We start from the raw sequence: 17,608 nt of genomic DNA, 5'->3' as shown, positions 1-17,608 counted from the left end.
TCGGGAGAGGAAAACAACAGGTTTCTGGGTCACCCGGTGATCCATCGGTACGGGGCGCAGGAAGCCTTTTCCGGGAGAATGAGGAGGCGTCGGGCGCGCGAGAAGCGATTGCCGACGTTAGCAATCGAACATTGTCGGGTGCTGCGACCGGGATAGGTGTGGCACATGCAGTTTCAAAGGGAGGAGTTATCCGTGAATAAAATCTTCGCAACCATCGCGCTTGCTGCGACGCTTTCGGCGTCGGCTGTCTTTGCGCAGAGCGCCGTCGATACGTCGAAGGTCAACAAGGAATTGATCACTTCGGCGAGTGGCAAGAAATACACGATTGCAACCGTCGTGAAGGTGGATGGTATTGCATGGTTTGACCGCATGCGCGACGGCGTCGAGCAGTTCAAGGGCGACACTGGAAACGATGTCTGGATGGTTGGCCCGAGCCAGGCCGATGCCGCGGCTCAGGTGCAGATCGTCGAAAACCTCATCGCGCAGGGCGTTGATGCCATCGCTATCGTGCCGTTCTCGGTCGAAGCGGTTGAGCCGGTGCTCAAGAAAGCTCGCGATCGTGGCATTGTCGTCATCAGCCATGAGGCCTCCAATATCCAGAACGTCGACTTTGACATCGAAGCCTTCGACAACAAGGCCTATGGCGCGAACCTGATGAAGGAACTCGGCAAGTCCATGGGCGGCAAGGGCAAGTACGTTGCCACCGTCGGCGGCCTGACGTCCAAGTCGCAGATGGAATGGGTTGATGGTGCTATCGAGTACCAGAAGGCCAACTTCCCGGACATGTCGCTGGCGACCGAGCGGCTTGAAACCTATGACGATGCCAATACCGATTACACCAAGCTCAAGGAAGCGATGACCGCCTATCCAGGCATTACCGGTATTCTGGGCGCTCCGATGCCAACGTCCGCAGGCGCTGGCCGTCTGATCGCCGAGGGCGGTCTGTCGGGCAAGGTCTTCTTCGCGGGCACGGGCCTGGTTTCCGTCGCCGGCGAATATATCAAGAACGATAACATCCAGTACATCCAGTTCTGGGATCCGGCCGTTGCCGGTTATGCCATGAACATGCTGGCTGTCGCGGTTCTCGAGAAGAAGAACGATCAGATCAAGGCCGGTCTGAACATGGGCCTGCCAGGCTACGAAAGCCTGCTGGTTCCTGACGCCTCCAAGCCACATCTGCTCTATGGCGCAGGTTGGGTCGGCGTGACCAAAGAAAACATGGATAAGTACGACTTCTGATCCGAACCACGGAGGGAGGGGCAACCCTCTCTCCATTTACATCTGCATTTTCCAGCCTTGCATGAGGCCATTATGACTGAAAATCTGATCGAGCTGCGCCATATCGGCAAGCGGTTTGGCGGCGTGAAGGCGCTCGACGACGTGTCGCTGAGCATTCGGCCGGGAGAAATCCATTGCCTTGCCGGTGAAAACGGTTCCGGTAAATCCACCGTCATCAAAATCATGTCCGGGGTTTATACACCTGAGGACGGCGAGATTCTGATCGACGGGAAACCCGTTGGCAAACTTGATCCGGTAAAATCCGTTCATCACGGTATTCAGGTGATCTACCAGGACTTTTCGCTGTTCGGAAACCTGACGGTGGCCGAGAACCTGGCGATCAATACCTTTCTGATTGAGGGCCGCAAGACGGTCGACTGGCGACGTGTCCGTGATATGGCCAGGAAAGCGCTGGACCGCCTCGGCGTGACCATCGACCTTGATGCCGATGTCGAAAGCCTGCCGACTTCGGGTAAGCAGATCGTGGCCATCGCCCGTGCTCTTATGGCCGATGCACGTCTGATCATTATGGATGAGCCGACCACGGCGTTGACGCGCCATGAGGTCGATGCCCTGTTCAAGATCGTGCGTGATATTCAGGCACAGGGCATCGCCGTGCTCTTCGTCAGCCACAAGATGCGCGAGATGCTTGAAATTAGCGAGCGCCTGACGGTTTTCCGTAACGGCAAGAAGGTTGCCGAAGGACCGATTGCCGAATTCGACGAACCGGCGATCACCCGCGCGATGACGGGGCAGGAGCTGAGCGCCCACAGCTACCAGTGGCTAGCGCAGGAGGGCGCCGATACACCGGTGCTGGAAGTGCGCAATCTCTCGGTTTCGGGTTCCGTGGAAAACGCCGATCTGACGCTCAAGCCGGGCGAAATCGTTGGCATTTCGGGCCTGATTGGTTCGGGCCGCACCGAACTTGCGCTGGCGCTGTTTGGCATGCGCCCCGGCTTCACCGGTTCCATGCGTGTGGGAGGCCGGGAAGTTCACCCAAGGACCGTTCAGGACGGTATTGCCTGCGGTATCGCCTATGTGCCGGAGGACCGCCTGACCGAGGGCCTGTTCCTGACACAATCGATCGAGCGCAATATCATCGTGACGTCGATAGATAAATTTGTCCGTGGTCTTTTCATCAATCGCAAAAAGGCGGACGAGACGACCCGCGATATGTTCTCGGCCATGCAGATCGTGGCGCCGGGACCGCATACTCCGGTCAATCATCTCTCCGGCGGCAATGCACAACGCGTGGTTCTGGCCCGCTGGCTGCTGACCGGCGCCAAAGTGCTGATCCTGAATGGCCCGACCGTGGGCGTGGACGTCGGCTCCAAGGCGCAGATCCATAACATCATCCGCAAGCTTGCTGAAAAAGAAGGCCTGGCCGTGCTGATGATTTCCGACGATGTGCCGGAACTGGTGCAGAACTGCAACCGCGTGCTGGTTATGCACCGCGGCCGTTTCGTTGACGAATTGTCGGGAGAAAGCATGACCGAGGACGCCGTTAATGACCGGCTCAAGACGCTGAATTGAGGGGCCGCAAAACATGAAATTCTTCAGAAGCACAGAATTTATTATCGCCTGCGTCCTGCTTGCGGCCATGGTCATCATTGGCCTCATCAACCCGGCATTCTGGTCACTCGACAACATCTTCGGCCTGTTACGGTCCAATGTCGTGATCGGCATAATGGCGCTCGGCGTCCTGCTGGTGATGATTTCAGGCGGTATCGACGTATCGTTCACCGCCTTTGCCATTGCAGCGATGTATCTGACCGTGCGGACCATGGTCTATCTCGACTATGATGGCGTGCTCATTCCCTTCGTTGCGGCAACGCTGATCGGCCTGGCTCTCGGTGCATTCAACGGTTTCATCATCCACCGTTTCAAGATGATACCGCTGATTGTGACGCTCGGAACCGGCTCAATGGTGCGCGGTCTGGTTCTCGGCCTCGTCGGCACCAGCATCGTCAACATCAACAAGATGCCAAAGGAGCTGATCGGGTTCGGCAAGACCGATGTGATCTCGCTTACCTCGGCCACGGGTTCGACTTTCGGCCTGACCGCGATGTTCCTGGTCTATCTGGGTCTGGCATTGGTCATTCATCTCATCCTCACCTACACCATGATCGGGCGCAGCGTTTATGCCTATGGCGGCTCGCCGGAAGCAGCCAAGCGTGTTGGCTTCAATACGGGTGCGACGATTTTCTTTGTCTATTGCGTTGCCGGTGCGCTGGCGGGCTTCTCGGGCCTGCTGCATTCGTCGATGATCTGGCTTGCCAACCCGCGTGATTTTGTCGGCCTTGAACTTGATGTCATCGCGGCTGTGGTTCTTGGCGGCGCATCGATCTTTGGCGGGCGCGGCACGGTTCTCGGCACATTGATGGGCGTGTTCATGCTGGTGATGGTCAAAAACTCACTGATCATCATGAAGGTGGATACCACCTGGCAACGGGTCGTTGTCGGCCTGATCATCATCATCGCCACCGCCATCACCGCATGGCGCGATCGTAAAAGCGTAGCGTAACGGGAGAGCGCATCATGAAAAATTCGTTCGACATGCGCCGGCTTCTCGGCAACGACAACAACATCCTTCAGCTTCTTGTAATCACCGTCATCGTCTTCGCGCTGATGACCTGGATGAACCCTGCCAAGTTCCTGAATTATTACAACTTCGAATCCATCAGCTACATCATGCCCGAACTGGGGATACTCTCCATCGCCATGATGATCGCCATGCTGACCGGCGGTATCGATCTTTCCGTGGTGGGCATTGCCAATCTGGCGGGCATCATCGCCGGTGTCTATTTCCATTCCACCATGGTTCAGGCAGGACAATCCTCCACCTCGGGCATGGTGTTATACACCGGGCTTGGCATCCTGCTGGCCATGGCAGTCGGCCTGCTGGCCGGTTTGGTCAACGGCCTGCTGGTAGCGAAGCTGCGCATCACGCCGATCCTGGCGACACTCGGCACAGGCCAGATACTGATGGGGCTGGCGCTGGTGATGACCGGCGGTCCGGCAATCGTCGGTTTTCCCGATGCATGGAACTGGATCGGTAACGGCAAAATCTTCGGTATCGCGACGCCGTTCCTGCTGTTCATCGCCGTCTGTGTGATCGTGGCGATCCTGCTCACGCGTTCGACGCTCGGCATCAACCTGATGCTGATCGGGACCAATCCGCGGGCCGCAGTGTTTGCAGGCATCCGCAAGGACCGCATGATGCTGTATTCCTACATGCTGACCGGCGTTCTGGCGTCGCTGGCAGGGATCATCCTGTCCGGGCGCACCAATGCCGCGAAATCCGACTACGGCGCGTCCTATCTGTTGCAGGCGGTGCTGATTGCGGTTCTCGGCGGCACCAATCCGGCGGGCGGGAAGGGGCGGGTTCTGGGCATCGCCATCGCCCTGGTCGCCCTCATGCTGCTCTCCTCCGGCTTCCAGATGATGCGGTTCTCCAATCACCTGATCGACTTCATCTGGGGTGCATTCCTCATTCTCGTCATCGCCATCAATGCGTGGCGCAACCCCGGCAGGTGATCCCATGCAGGCGATGAAATTCCATCTTCGCAGGCAGGACTTTACGGACGTCCGGCATTTTCTGGCGGCAACCTGCGGAGGGCTATCTCGACCGCGCTGCCGCCGATCAGTTCGGCGCCAGGATCGGCGCCCTTTGAAACAGGATATCCAGGGAATGTCAGCATGAGCAAGAAAATCGGGGTTGTAGGCTCCAACATGGTCGACCTCATCACCTATGTGGACCGTATGCCCGGACCGGGCGAGACGCTCGAGGCTCCCGCCTTCGAAATGGGTTGCGGCGGCAAGGGCGCCAATCAGGCGGTCGCTGCGGCGCGCCTCGGCGCAGAGGTCATGATGGTCACCCGGGTCGGTGACGATGTCTTCGCCGACAATACCATTCGCAATCTCGAGAGCTTCGGCGTGGATACGCGTCACGTGGTGAAGGTTGCCGGCAAGTCGAGTGGCGTCGCGCCGATTTTCGTCGAGCAGTCCGGCGAGAATTCGATCCTCATCGTCAAGGGCGCCAATGCCGATCTTTTACCAGCAGAAGTCGATAAGGCGGCGGCCGATCTGAAGCAGTGCGGTCTGATCCTCATGCAGATGGAAGTGCCGGTTGAGACCGTCTATCACACCATTGAACTTGCGGCCAAAAACGGTATCGAGACGATCCTCAATCCTGCGCCCGCCGCTGCCAATCTCGATCCGGAGCGTATCCGCCAGGTAACGTTCCTCGTTCCGAACGAGAGCGAGCTGGCATTGCTGTCCGGATTGCCGACCGAGACCGACGAAGCAATCGTAACTGCGGCCCGTTCGCTGATCGCACGCGGTATCCGTACCGTCATCGTGACGCTGGGCGGACGTGGCGCGCGGATGATTACTTCAAATGAAATCGTCAATATCGAGCCCGTCAAGGTAACGCCCAAAGACACCACCGGCGCTGGCGACGCCTTTATCGGCTCCTTCGCCCGCTTTTATGCCGAAACGGGTGACGTCGTATCCTCACTGAAGAAGGCATCGCTTTACGCGGCGCATTCCATCACCCGTCCCGGAACACAGAAGGCCTATGCCAGCATCGAAGAGTTCGAGGCATTTTGCCGCGAACATGCCAATGCCGCAGCCTGACCCAAGAATGGACAGAAAATGAGCGAAGCATTCCCCAGAAACAACGGCACCGCTCTCAAGCCGGAATGGTTTGAAGATGTATCGGTCAATCGCAGTGCCTCCGAACGGCGTGCAGCAACAATCACCGCCCGGCGTTCGGTCAAGAAGGAATATCAGGTTGCCTGGCAGATCAAGGCTATTACCTGCATCGATCTGACAACGCTGTCCGGCGACGATACGGCCGGTCGTGTGCGCCGCCTGTGTGCAAAAGCGCGACGTCCGGTTCGGGACGACATTCTTGAGGCACTCGGCCTTGCTGACGCCGGCATCACAACCGGTGCGGTCTGCGTCTATCCGACCATGGTGTCCCATGCCGTCAAGGCGCTGGAAGGCACAACCATTCCGGTCGCATCCGTGGCAACGGGCTTTCCTTCCGGCCTGACGCCGCTGCCGCAGCGACTGGCCGAAATCCGCTACGCCGTCGAGCAGGGCGCCAAAGAGATCGATATCGTCATAACCCGGGAGTTCGTTCTGACGCAGAACTGGACGGCACTTTATGATGAGATCGCTGCGATGCGTGAAGCCTGCGGCGACGCCCATATGAAGGCTATCCTTGCGACGGGTGATCTCAACACGCTTACCAATGTCTATCGCGCCTCAATGGTGGCGATGCAGGCGGGCTCGGACTTCATCAAGACCTCGACCGGCAAAGAGGAGGTCAACGCCACCCTGCCGGTCAGCCTGACAATGGTGCGTGCGCTGCGCGATTACGGCGAACTGACCGGCCAGATGGTCGGCTTCAAGCCCGCAGGCGGGTTGAAGACAGCGAAGGATGCGCTGTCCTGGCTGACGCTGATGAAGGAAGAGCTGGGCAATCGCTGGCTGGAGCCGGACCTTTTCCGCATCGGCGCCAGCTCGATGCTCGGCGATATCGAGCGGCAGCTCGAACATTTCGTAACCGGCCGCTATTCCAGCGCCCATCATCACGCTGCCGCGTAAGGACCGAAAAAATGCGATCCATCAAGGACATTTTGGAAACCATGGAATATGGACCTTCTCCCGAGGCCAATGGCGATGTGAAGCAGTGGCTCGACACGCACGATCGCTCGTTCGGCCATTATATCAACGGCCGGTTCGTTTCTCCGGAAGGCCGCAAAACGATTGCCGTATCAAACCCCGCCAACGGGGTTAACCTGGCCAAGATCATCTGCGGCAATGAGGAAGACGTCGATCAGGCGGTCAAGGCCGCCCGCGCGGCCTTCGGAAAATGGTCGAAGCTGTCGGGTCACGAACGCGCCCGCTACCTCTATGCCATTGCCCGCCATATACAGAAGCGCGAGCGCTTCCTGTCTGTTCTGGAAACGATGGACAACGGCAAGCCGGTTCGGGAAACCCGCGATATCGACATTCCACTCGTCGCCCGCCATTTTTACCATCACGCCGGATGGGCCGAAATGGTGGAAGACGAGTTCCGCGGTTTCTCGCCTGTCGGCGTTTGCGGTCAGGTGATCCCCTGGAATTTCCCTCTGCTGATGCTGGCCTGGAAGATTGCACCAGCACTTGCTGCCGGCAATACCGTGGTGCTGAAGCCCGCCGACCTGACGCCGCTTACGGCTGTTGCCTTCGCGGAAATCTGCCACGAGGTCGGCCTTCCTGCCGGTGTCGTCAACATCGTGCAGGGCGATGGTTCGACAGGCGCTGCGATCTGCGGCCATGACGGCGTCGACAAGGTCGCCTTCACCGGCTCGACCAAGGTCGGCCGCGTTATTCGGGAGCAGATTGCCGGTTCGGGCAAGAAGCTGTCGCTGGAACTGGGCGGTAAGTCGCCATTCATCGTTTTTGAGGATGCCGATCTTGATGCGGCGGTCGAAGGTGTTGTTGACGCGATCTGGTTCAACCAGGGTGAAGTCTGCTGCGCCGGTTCCCGCCTGCTGGTGCAGGAAGGCATTGCCGAGAAGTTCTATGCACGGCTGAAAAAGCGGCTGGAAACCCTGCGGGTCGGCGATCCGCTTGACAAGTCGACCGATGTTGGCGCCATTGTTTCCGCCACCCAGGTGAAACGCATCACCGATCTGGTCCGCAAGGGTGTGGAAGAGGGGGGTGAACTCTGGCAGAGTTCCAACCCGTTACCGACCACCGGCAACTACGTCGCTCCCGGCTTCTTCACCGATGTCGATCAGGCGTCGACGGTTTGCCAGGTGGAAATTTTTGGCCCGATCGCTGCGGCGACCACTTTCCGCACTCCGGATGAAGCCGTGTCGCTGGCCAACAACACCCGCTACGGCCTCGCGGCCTCGATCTGGTCGGAAAACATCAATGTCGCGCTTGATCTGGCTGCCCGCGTCAAGGCAGGCGTGGTCTGGATCAACTGCACCAACATGCTCGATGCCGGTGCAGGTTTTGGTGGCTACCGTGAAAGCGGTTTCGGCCGTGAAGGTGCGCGTGAAGGGCTTTACGAATATCTGGCGGCAGACTGGGAAAAGACCCTGCCGATCACCAAGCCCGCTGAAGCCTTTATTCCGTCTGCACTGCCGAACGCTGACAGCAAGATCGTGATCGATGGCCTTGATCGCACGATGAAGAACTATATCGGCGGCAAGCAAGCCCGCCCCGACGGTGGCTATAGTTATTCGGTGACCGGCAAGGGCAACGCCGTAATTGGCATGGCCGGAATAGGCAGCCGCAAGGACATCCGCAATGCTGTGGAAGCGGCGTCCAAGGCAGGCAGCTGGAGTTCCGCAACCGCCCATAACCGTGCGCAGGTGCTCTATTATCTCGCAGAGAACCTCGATGCCCGGCGGGACGAATTCGTCGCTCGCATCATCGCTAGCACGGGTGTCAGCGAAAAGAAGGCGAAGGACGAATTCGACGCATCCCTGCGCCGTATTTCCTATTACGCCGCGCAGGCCGACAAGTTCGACGGCGCTGTACATTCTACCAAGTCGCGTCACGTCACGCTTGCCATGAACGAGCCATGGGGCATCGTCGGGATCGTTTGCCCGGATGAGATGCCGCTCCTGTCGCTGGTGTCACTGGTACTGCCAGCAATCGCCATGGGCAATCGCGTTGTGGTGATCCCGTCGTCTCGCCATCCATTGATTGCCGGTGATTTCTACCAGGTATTGGACACGTCGGATGTGCCCGGCGGCGTCATCAATATTGTGACAGGCGAAAGCGATCTGCTTGCAAAGACGCTGGCCGAGCATGATGACGTTGCAGCTGTCTGGTACTTCGGCGCGACCAAGGGAAGCGCAATGGTCGAGAAGGCTTCTGCGGGCAACCTGAAGGCCACCTGGGTTAATAATGGCCGTCAGCCAGATTGGCTTAACCGTGCTGAAGCGCAGGGCCGTGACTATTTGCGCAGGGCCATCCAGGTGAAGAACATCTGGGTGCCATACGGAGCCTGACCCGCATCGTGCCGGGGTGATAACTGACAGGATTGCTTAAGGGGGCCAGCGGCCCCCTTAAGATTTCGAGTGTTATCAACTACTGCAACGGCACCTATGCGCTGTAGCCGCGTGGTCGTGCGGGATTGAACCGGTTTGTGCTCGCAACTGGTCCGGAGCGATCAACGGTTTTCACTGATATAGAGGAAGCGGTCCACCAGGACGTCGCTGCTTCCGAGGCGCTTTTGATAGACCTCTTTTCTGTCGTGAACCCTTTGTGCGACCTTCTGGGAAGGTATGTTTTCGGGGCTGGTGATGCTGACGACCCGGCGCATACCTAACGTCGTGAAGGCATAGTTGCGACAGGCTTTCGCAGCCTCCGTCGCCAATCCTTTTCCCCAGAAGTCGCGCCACAGATGGTAGCCGATTTCGGGTTCTGTACCGGCCGGGGTGGGTTGCTGCGTAATTCCGCAATCACCGATAACATGCCCTGACAGATTGTCGATTACCGCCCAGAGGCCATAGCCATGTAGACGGTAACTTTCAAAAGCCAGCTTCTGAAACCAGGCCATTGTTTCAGTCACGGATCTGGTGCCGGGATAAAACTGCATGCACTGCTCGTCGGCGTAGATTCTGCTCAGCGAAACCAGGTCATCATCCTGGATTTCTCGCAGATGTATGCGATCAGTTCTCAGAATTATCGACATGGATACATGACCTCCCGCGTCAAACCGTTCCAGAGCCGCGACGGTTCTGGATCATAATGCTGTGGGCAAAGACAGCAAGGCGATGATGGCTTTCAGCGTGGAGTGGCAACGGCTTCTTGTGGCCGACATCGTCATTCGACAACGCCGTGACCGGGTATCCCGATGCTGAAGAGATCCATCCATAAAACGGCATAATGTAATCCGGTTGCGGCGGATAGTGTCGCCGGACGCGATCGGTTACCTCTTCTGGCATAGACGGGACGCAGGACCAGAAACCAGGATCGGAGACCGTGTGATGCAGCATGACAAACCAATGATCGCAACCGTCGGAGCGACCAGCAAGCAGGGCCGGAGCATTGCGACAGCCCTGCTTCAAAGCCAGCGTTTCCGGGTTCGTGCATTGACTCGGAATGACCAGTCCCCTGCGGCCCGTGCGCTCCGGGATCTGGGGGCGGAGATCGTCACGGTTCCTCTCGAGCCCGGTCGGACGAAGGAGCTTGTCGCTGCCTTCGAAGGTGCGGCCGGTGCTTTCCTGATGACGCCGCCTATTGCGCCGCCGGATACAAGCGAGGCGCCGCTTGGCCGGCAGCTTGCAGACGCTGCGGTTGCGGCCGGCGTGCTGCATATCGTGTTCAGCACACTTGAGCATGTCGAAAGAATCTCAGCCGGTGCGAAATTTGCGCCGCACTTCACGGACAAGGCGGAGGTTGCCGACTACATCCGCGGGCTGCCCGTTTCTCATTCCTTCATCATGCTTGCCTTCTTCTATACGAACCTGCTGGAATATTACGTTCCCCGCTATGATGGCGATACGCTCCTTTTGCCCATCTACCTTCCAGAAGATTTCCGCGCGCCTTTCGTGGATCCGCTGACGGCGACCGGTCCGGTCGTGCTGGAGATATTCTCCAACCCTGCGCTCTATGATGGCAAGACGCTTCCGATTGTCGGCGACCTGATCTCTCCGCGGGAGATGGTGGAAACGTTTCAGCGGGTGACGGGTATCAGGGCCGAGTACCGCAATGCCTTCACGCGAGATGGCCTGTTGCAGAGTTTTCCCGATTTCGCCGGCAACGAACTCCTGGTCAGGGAGTTGCTTGGCATGGTAGAATATGCCGTCGAATACGGTTATTTTACAAATGAACGCGATCTCGACTGGAGCCGCCGCCTCGATCCCCAGACGTTGAACTGGGAACAGTTCCTGCAAAAGACGGGATGGCGAGGGGATCGGCGATCTTTCGGCATTCAGGCTTGATCGCCCGGCGTTCGGTGCGGCGTGATCCCCGGGAGTTTCCTGATCTCGTCAACCAGAAAATCGGCCAGCAACCGCACGCGGGCGACGCCGGCCCTTTCGGGAACAACGAGAAGGCTGAGGGGAACAGGATCGAGATCGTAAGCGTCGAGCGCGATCTCGAGTTCGCCGGCATCCAGCAGATCCTGCACGAGCCAGAGGTGCGTCGGGCCGATGCCGCGACCGGCGGCAAGGGCGGTTCGCGCGGCGAGCCCGTGGTCGACAAGCAGGGATCCGCTCATCGGCACCATCAGCCGCACCCCATCCGAAGCAGTTAAAAAAAGCTGGTTGCTTCCGGCGACGTTGGACATCACAACGCAATTGTGTTGCGCGAACTCTGCGGGGCGTGCCGGCCGCCCGTGTCGAGAAAAATAGTCAGGGGACCCCACGACTTTTCGATGGCTTTCTCCGATCGAGAAAAGCTTCATCGCGCCATCGACGATCGGCCCCAGCCGTAGCGCGATGTCGACGCCTTCACGGGCAAGGTCAATTCGTTCGTCCGTCAGATTGAGATCTATGCGGATGTCCGGATGTCTGTCCTGAAAATCGAAGATGATCCGCGTGACGTGCATGACGCCGAGTGCTGCGGTGCAGGAGAGACGAACGGCACCGGCGGGCACCTGCCGGGCATCTCTTGCCTCTTCGGCTGCCTGTTCCACCAGCCGCAGAATCTGGAGGCAGTTCGTATAATAACGGCTACCCTCCTCGGTGAGTGTGACGCGACGCGTCGTTCGCCCAAGAAGGGGAACGCCGACGGCCTCTTCGAGCTCATTGATATGACGCGTTACCGTCGACTGCCCGATACCCAGATCTCTGGCTGTTGCTGACAGACTGCCACGCTCAGCCACACGGACGAAGGTCCGCATTCGATCCAGAGAAAAGCCTCTGTCATCCATTTTTGGCAAAACCCCGCTTATGACCTTTGTAATCCGCGCGTCGCCGCTTTGCCATAGCCGTACACCGTCTCACCAGATGAACGGAATCAAACGCCGGCGCACACGACGCGCATAGTCATCATAGCCATCGAGACCCTTGCGCAGCGCCTGCTCCTCAATGCCGATCCGGATGCCAAGCAGGACGGCCAGGATGGGGACCGCCGCAAGTCCCCACCACGAACCGAGCACGAGCGATGTCCCGGCGATGTAGAAGAGGGCGCCGAAATACATGGGATGGCGGACGATGGCATAAGGGCCGGTTGTGATGACCGCCTGGCCGCGGTCCTTTTGTATTTTCACAACCGGCGCTGCAAAGCTGTTCGTCCGCATGACCCAGTAAATAAACAAAAGCGCCGCGAGAAGGAGCCCGCAGCCCGCCAACTGCACGGAAGATGGCATTGCTGACCAGTGCCAGCGCGCCGCATCTGCCGCCATGAAGCCCATTCCTCCCAATATCACGAGCAGGATTGCGACGAGAAGCAGCTTGTCGGCGAGCGGCTGATCTTTCTGCACGGGCGGTTTAAGGCGCTCTCTGAGCAGGCCAGGATCAACATGCGCCATGATTGTCCCGAATACGACCGAGAGCGTGACCATCACAGCAAGATAAAGCCATCCGCCGGGGTAGTCCGTCGTGCCTGCAGCAACAAAGATGATCGCGCCCATGAAGCCGAACCAGACGATCGTCTGAATGATGAGATTTAGAACCAGACCCATTATTCCGCCTTTCCGCACAATTACCGCCGCTAGGGGGACATTGCTGTCGTCGGTCAGGTTTCCAGCGGCTGATGGCGCCACGCATTATACGATAGAAATTGGCAGATCGTGGTCCAACTCTATCCTGCATAATCTATAGGTCGTTGTCTCTGCATGCGCTTCTTTCGCATGTGGGTCATGAGGGGAATTGCTTGTCGTCGTCGCCACGCTTCTCAGATCTCGATTTCACAATTGCGATTCGAAAGCTAATTGGGCGCATCAACTAGTTTAATTTTCTATTAACAGGTTATTGACTCCTGCATTAATTCATATTCTTATATGAGCATATTCAGTTCGACCTTCATGAAGAAAGTCGATAAAAATGGTTTTTTCATCAAGTTTATTCATATTTATGTTTTTACCGATTGCGCTCGGTGTCTATTTTTCCGTTCCTTTTCGGTACAAATCACTCGTTATACTTCTGTTTTCCTACCTGTTCTACGGGTGGTGGAGGATAGATTACCTCGCCCTGCTTTTTCTCGTGACGCTCTGGAGTTATATCTTCGGAAAGCTGATCTATGTGGAACGCACGGTGCAAGCACGCAAAAGATTGCTGATTGTTGCGATTTCCGGGCCTCTACTTGTGCTCGGTTATTTCAAATACTGCAATTTCTTCATGGACAGCCTCGCCGACCTCTTCAATGGCGGTGACCCGTTCACATCGTGGCATGCGCGAATCCTGCTACCGATCGGCATCTCGTTTTATATATTTCAGGCGATCTCATACCTTATCGATATTTATAGGGAAGACGCGCCGCCGGCGCAGAACTTCTTCGATTTTGCAGCATTCAAGGCTCTGTTTCCGCAATTGGTTGCCGGTCCGGTCCTGCGTTACAAGGACCTTGCCCATCAGTTCACGTATCGCCAGCATTCGCTCGAGCTTTTTGCCGAAGGTGGCATTCGGTTTTTTGCCGGGTTGGCCAAGAAAGTACTGATTGCGGATTCCGTGGCGCCTATAGCGGATGCGATATTCGCCAAAGCCGACCCGACATTTGCCGAGGCCTGGCTTGGAACCATCGCTTATTCGATACAGCTGTATTTCGATTTTTCGGGCTATTCCAGCATGGCTATCGGATTGGGAATGATGATGGGATTCCGCTTTATCGAAAACTTCGACTGTCCCTATGTTTCCCGTTCCATCACGGAATTCTGGCGTCGCTGGCATCTCAGCCTGTCGGCCTGGCTGCGGGACTATCTCTATATTCCGCTCGGCGGAAACCGGCTGGGAACCGCAAGGACGTATTTCAATCTGTTCATTACCATGGTGCTGGGCGGACTTTGGCATGGCGCGAACTGGACCTTCATACTGTGGGGTGTCTGGCACGGCGGTCTCCTGGCATTGGAGCGCCTGCTCGGGGTCAAGCCGTCCGATAAACGCTCTTTCGTGGCGTTGGGTGGCACCCTTTTGCTGGTCATGCTCGGTTGGGTCATGTTCCGATCGCTCGACGTGCATAGCGCAGTCGACATGTATCGCGGAATGTCAGGTCTCAACGGATTTGATATCCAGCCGGATATTGCGTGGCAGATCAAGAACTTCGCTCTTGCTTCCCTGGCCGTTGGCGTGGCGGTGGTGTTTATTGAGCCGTGGTTCAACCGGACTTTCCCGGCCGAGCGATTGATCCATATGCCGCTTCACCCGTCGACTGCGGGCGTGGCTTTGGCGGCAACGGGCATCGTCTGCTTTTTTGGCATGATTTCGATATTGAAGCTGACGGCCGACAATGACTCACCCTTCCTCTATTTTCAGTTCTAGGGAGTACGGCGCATGATCTCACCACGTTTGCTTTCAACCGCGTCGGTTCTCTTTCTTTTGCTGGCTGGTGCCGGGATTACCGCCAATTATGTGGTCGATATACCGGATGAGGACCTGAAAGTGGATGATCTTGCCGATATCTGGACCGGGAAGGTCGCCAGTCGGCTTGAAGAGGGTTACGAGCGGGAATTGCCGTTCAGCAATTTCGCCGTCGAGTTTTTTAATGCAGTTTCTCTCGGTGTTTTCGGGGAAGCGAGGAAAGGTGCGATCGTTGGCCGGAGCGGCTGGCTTTTCACGGCGGAGGAGTTTGCGTGGAGCCGGACATCGGAGGCCAATCTTGCAACGTCTTTCCAGACGATTGCGGATGTTCGCTCCAGATTGGCAGAAAAAGGCGCTACTCTGGTAATCGTACCGATCCCGCCCAAAGCGCAAGTCGTGGCCGGGCAGTTGGGCAGCAACGTTTTGCCGGAAACCAATGCCGATCTCTATGAGAGATTTATGACCTTCCTCAACAAGAAGGGGATTGCGACTGCAGACGTGGCCGCGACGTTCGGTTCCGCAAAGCCCGAAGAACTTTTTCTGCGATCGGATACGCATTGGACGGTCAAAGGCAGCGGTCTGGCGGCCAAGGCGGCGTGTGCCGCCATTCCCCGTCGCGATCAGTTGATGAAAACTGTTTTTGACAGCGTATCCCAGCACGACGTCAACCATGTCGGCGACCTCGCAAAGTTTGTCGATGCCGGCTGGATGTTGTCCGGAGCCAGCGCGGGCTTAGACATTATTCAGCCGATATCGGCTGCGGCCAGGGCGGATCATGCCGATGCGCTATTTGCAGATGGCGAGGCCGGAGCTGGACCGGCGGATCAGGTCGTGCTGGTCGGGACGAGCTATAGCGCGAACCCGCTCTGGTCGTTTGAAGATCAGTTGAAAACGACATGCGAGGTGGATGTCCTCAACTACGCCAGGGAAGGAAAGGGGCCTTTTGCGCCCATGCAGGATTTTCTGGAGAAACTTCGCTCGCAAGCTGCACCGAAAGTCGTGCTGTGGGAGATACCGGTACGTTATCTGGATGATGTCGTATAAATATATGAATTTTACGCCGTACATCATAATTTATAGTTTGATTAATTCCATTAATAACATATAATATACAGATACATAGCGCATTGCATATAATTTACTTCGAATTTTGATCGTAAGTTTTGTAAATTTATTTCATTGATGGATTATGCTATGGGACACTATCTCGAAAAGAGAGTGCTCGGTCTTCCTGATGAAGTATTGCCTGTTGACAGATTGTCGACAGTGCCGGTTTCTCAGGCGGGGGAGCAATCCGCTATCGTCATTTGGAGTGAAAGCCTTCCAGCACATTTGCTGTTTGTGCTTGGCCTCGCCAGCTTGATCGTGATCGTCCCGGAAGGCGTGCTTTTTGGCGCAAACACGGGTCTTTTGTTCGGTCTGGGCGCACTGGCCGTGTGGCGGTATTTCTGGGGTATCCTGCATTTCGTGCGGTCCAACGTCTACCGTAGCGTTGTTTTCCCGAAAATGCGCATTCGCGCGGATCGTCATCTCCAGCTGAGTGCGAAAAACGGGCAAGCGCCTCATGCCTATCTCATCGTAACCAGTTTTCGCATCGACGGCGACACAACAGCCGAGGTCTATCGCGCCGCGTTCCGGGCAGCACTTGCGTCTCGCGGCGGGGCGACGGTCATCGCATCCATCGTCGAAATGTCCGACCAGCGCCTGATCCGTTCGATGCATCGGCTTATCTGCGGCGAGAACACGGATATCCGCCTGGTGATCGTGCGCATCAATGGCAGCGGCAAGCGGGATGCGCTGGCCTACGCGTTTCGGGCCGTCTCCAAGCTGGAGCCGCGAAGCGATGACGTCGTGGCAGTTATCGATGGCGATTCCATTGTGCCCGAAAACCTCGTCGATCGGTGCGCCGGTTTCTTCGCGGATGGTCGCGTTGGCGCGTTGACCACGGATGAAACCTCGCGGGTGCGGGGAAAATCGTCATTTCACGTCTGGTATTCCTTGCGGTTTGCGCAACGCCATATTCTCATGTCGTCGAACGGACTTTCCAAGCGCGTTTTGACGCTGACCGGCAGAATGTCGATGTTCCGCGCCTCTGTCGTCACCAATTCCGATTTCATTCGGCAGGTGGAACAGGACTATATCGAGCACTGGCGTCTTGGCAGGCTGAAGTTCCTCACCGGCGACGACAAGTCGAGCTGGTATTGGCTGCTGCGCAACAATTATCACATGCTGTATGTGCCCGACGTCACCGTCGCGACAGTTGAAGACCCACCGACATCAGGCTTTTTCCAGGCAGCGGCGCAATTGATGACGCGCTGGTTCGGCAACATGCTGCGGACGAACAGCCGCGCACTGGCACTTGGTCCCTGGCATATCGGTTATTTTACCTGGTGGACGATTTTCGATCAGCGCATCTCGATGTGGACGTCGCTTGCCGGCCTCGTCATGGTCATCCTGATCGGGCTTTTCGACAACCCGTTCATTTTCCCGGCCTATTTCGCTTGGGTTCTGCTGACCCGCTACATCATGACGCTGATGCTGTTCAATTCCCGGCCTCGGGTTTCGATTTTCTATCCCTTCTTCATCTATTTCAATCAGGTTTTCGGCTCGATCATAAAAACATACATTTTCTTCCACCTCGATCGCCAGAAGTGGACGCGGCAGAAAACAACACTGTCCGCCAATGGCACGGGTCGAGCCGCCGCGCTGAAAAACGCCTCCTCCACCTACATGCATGTTTTATCGATTACCCTGTTTGTAACCCTCATATCGTTGCTCGTCGGTCAATTGTCGGTCCCAGGCTTTGGGGCGACGACTGCGATTTTCGGTATGCGCTGACCCGCGAAGGAGCC

General features: G+C 57.1%; 14 protein-coding genes. 11 read left to right on the top strand and 3 right to left on the bottom strand.

All coding sequences use genetic code 11. From position 1 onward, the window contains the following. Positions 1-192 precede the first annotated feature (192 nt). From RS75_RS13655 to RS75_RS13625, 7 genes are all read left to right on the top strand, one after another. Positions 193-1,239, top strand: coding sequence for an autoinducer 2 ABC transporter substrate-binding protein (locus tag RS75_RS13655; protein WP_045021305.1), 1,047 nt, complete (start codon positions 193-195; stop codon positions 1,237-1,239). A gap of 72 nt (positions 1,240-1,311) precedes the next feature. Further along, positions 1,312-2,811 carry a sugar ABC transporter ATP-binding protein gene (locus RS75_RS13650; RefSeq protein WP_045021303.1) on the top strand — a complete coding sequence of 500 codons (1,500 nt, stop codon included), beginning with the start codon at positions 1,312-1,314 and terminating at the stop codon, positions 2,809-2,811. A 13-nt stretch (positions 2,812-2,824) separates the two neighbouring features. Next, entirely contained in the window at positions 2,825-3,802 is a 978-nt protein-coding gene (locus tag RS75_RS13645) for an ABC transporter permease (protein WP_045021301.1), read from the top strand. A gap of 14 nt (positions 3,803-3,816) precedes the next feature. Continuing rightward, entirely contained in the window at positions 3,817-4,815 is a 999-nt protein-coding gene (locus tag RS75_RS13640; RefSeq protein ID WP_045021300.1) for an ABC transporter permease, read from the top strand. Between the two features lie 162 nt (positions 4,816-4,977). Continuing rightward, the gene (rbsK, locus tag RS75_RS13635) at positions 4,978-5,916 is read left to right on the top strand and encodes a ribokinase (protein WP_045021298.1); all 939 of its coding nucleotides are present in this window, start codon (positions 4,978-4,980) and stop codon (positions 5,914-5,916) included. An 18-nt stretch (positions 5,917-5,934) separates the two neighbouring features. Further along, positions 5,935-6,894 (top strand): deoxyribose-phosphate aldolase, encoded by a 960-nt coding sequence (deoC, locus tag RS75_RS13630; RefSeq protein WP_045021296.1) that lies wholly within the window; start codon positions 5,935-5,937, stop codon positions 6,892-6,894. An 11-nt stretch (positions 6,895-6,905) separates the two neighbouring features. After that, positions 6,906-9,302: an aldehyde dehydrogenase family protein gene (locus RS75_RS13625; RefSeq protein ID WP_045021294.1), complete on the top strand. Its 2,397-nt coding sequence runs from the start codon at positions 6,906-6,908 to the stop codon at positions 9,300-9,302. Positions 9,303-9,463: 161 nt separating this feature from the next. On the opposite strand, the gene RS75_RS13620 is transcribed toward RS75_RS13625, so the two are convergent. After that, the gene (locus RS75_RS13620; protein ID WP_084686892.1) at positions 9,464-9,988 is read right to left on the bottom strand and encodes a GNAT family N-acetyltransferase; all 525 of its coding nucleotides are present in this window, start codon (positions 9,986-9,988) and stop codon (positions 9,464-9,466) included. A 292-nt stretch (positions 9,989-10,280) separates the two neighbouring features. Between RS75_RS13620 and RS75_RS13615 the strand changes: the two genes are divergently transcribed. Beyond that, positions 10,281-11,240 carry an NmrA/HSCARG family protein gene (locus RS75_RS13615; protein ID WP_200893638.1) on the top strand — a complete coding sequence of 320 codons (960 nt, stop codon included), beginning with the start codon at positions 10,281-10,283 and terminating at the stop codon, positions 11,238-11,240. On the opposite strand, the gene RS75_RS13610 is transcribed toward RS75_RS13615, so the two are convergent. Next, complete coding sequence (locus tag RS75_RS13610; protein ID WP_045021289.1) at positions 11,231-12,172, bottom strand: LysR family transcriptional regulator; 942 nt, start codon at positions 12,170-12,172, stop codon at positions 11,231-11,233. The genes RS75_RS13615 and RS75_RS13610 overlap by 10 nt on opposite strands. 69 nt (positions 12,173-12,241) lie before the next feature. Further along, the gene (locus tag RS75_RS13605; protein WP_045021750.1) at positions 12,242-12,919 is read right to left on the bottom strand and encodes a methyltransferase family protein; all 678 of its coding nucleotides are present in this window, start codon (positions 12,917-12,919) and stop codon (positions 12,242-12,244) included. A 397-nt stretch (positions 12,920-13,316) separates the two neighbouring features. Here RS75_RS13605 and RS75_RS13600 point away from each other — a divergent pair, with 397 nt between their 5' ends. The 3 genes from RS75_RS13600 (at position 13,317) to RS75_RS13590 (ending at position 17,594) form a co-directional block, all read left to right on the top strand. Beyond that, complete coding sequence (locus RS75_RS13600; protein WP_234704274.1) at positions 13,317-14,717, top strand: MBOAT family O-acyltransferase; 1,401 nt, start codon at positions 13,317-13,319, stop codon at positions 14,715-14,717. 57 nt (positions 14,718-14,774) lie between these two features. Beyond that, a complete protein-coding gene (locus RS75_RS13595) occupies positions 14,775-15,800 on the top strand; it encodes an alginate O-acetyltransferase AlgX-related protein (RefSeq protein ID WP_160297192.1) in 1,026 nt (341 codons plus the stop codon). Positions 15,801-16,121: 321 nt separating this feature from the next. Further along, a complete protein-coding gene (locus RS75_RS13590) occupies positions 16,122-17,594 on the top strand; it encodes a glycosyltransferase (RefSeq protein ID WP_234704277.1) in 1,473 nt (490 codons plus the stop codon). Positions 17,595-17,608 lie beyond the last annotated feature (14 nt).

The organism is Rhizobium nepotum 39/7, from assembly GCF_000949865.1.
GTDB classification, from domain to species: Bacteria; Pseudomonadota; Alphaproteobacteria; order Rhizobiales; family Rhizobiaceae; genus Agrobacterium; species Agrobacterium nepotum.
This window is presented reverse-complemented; position numbering and strand designations above follow the sequence as displayed.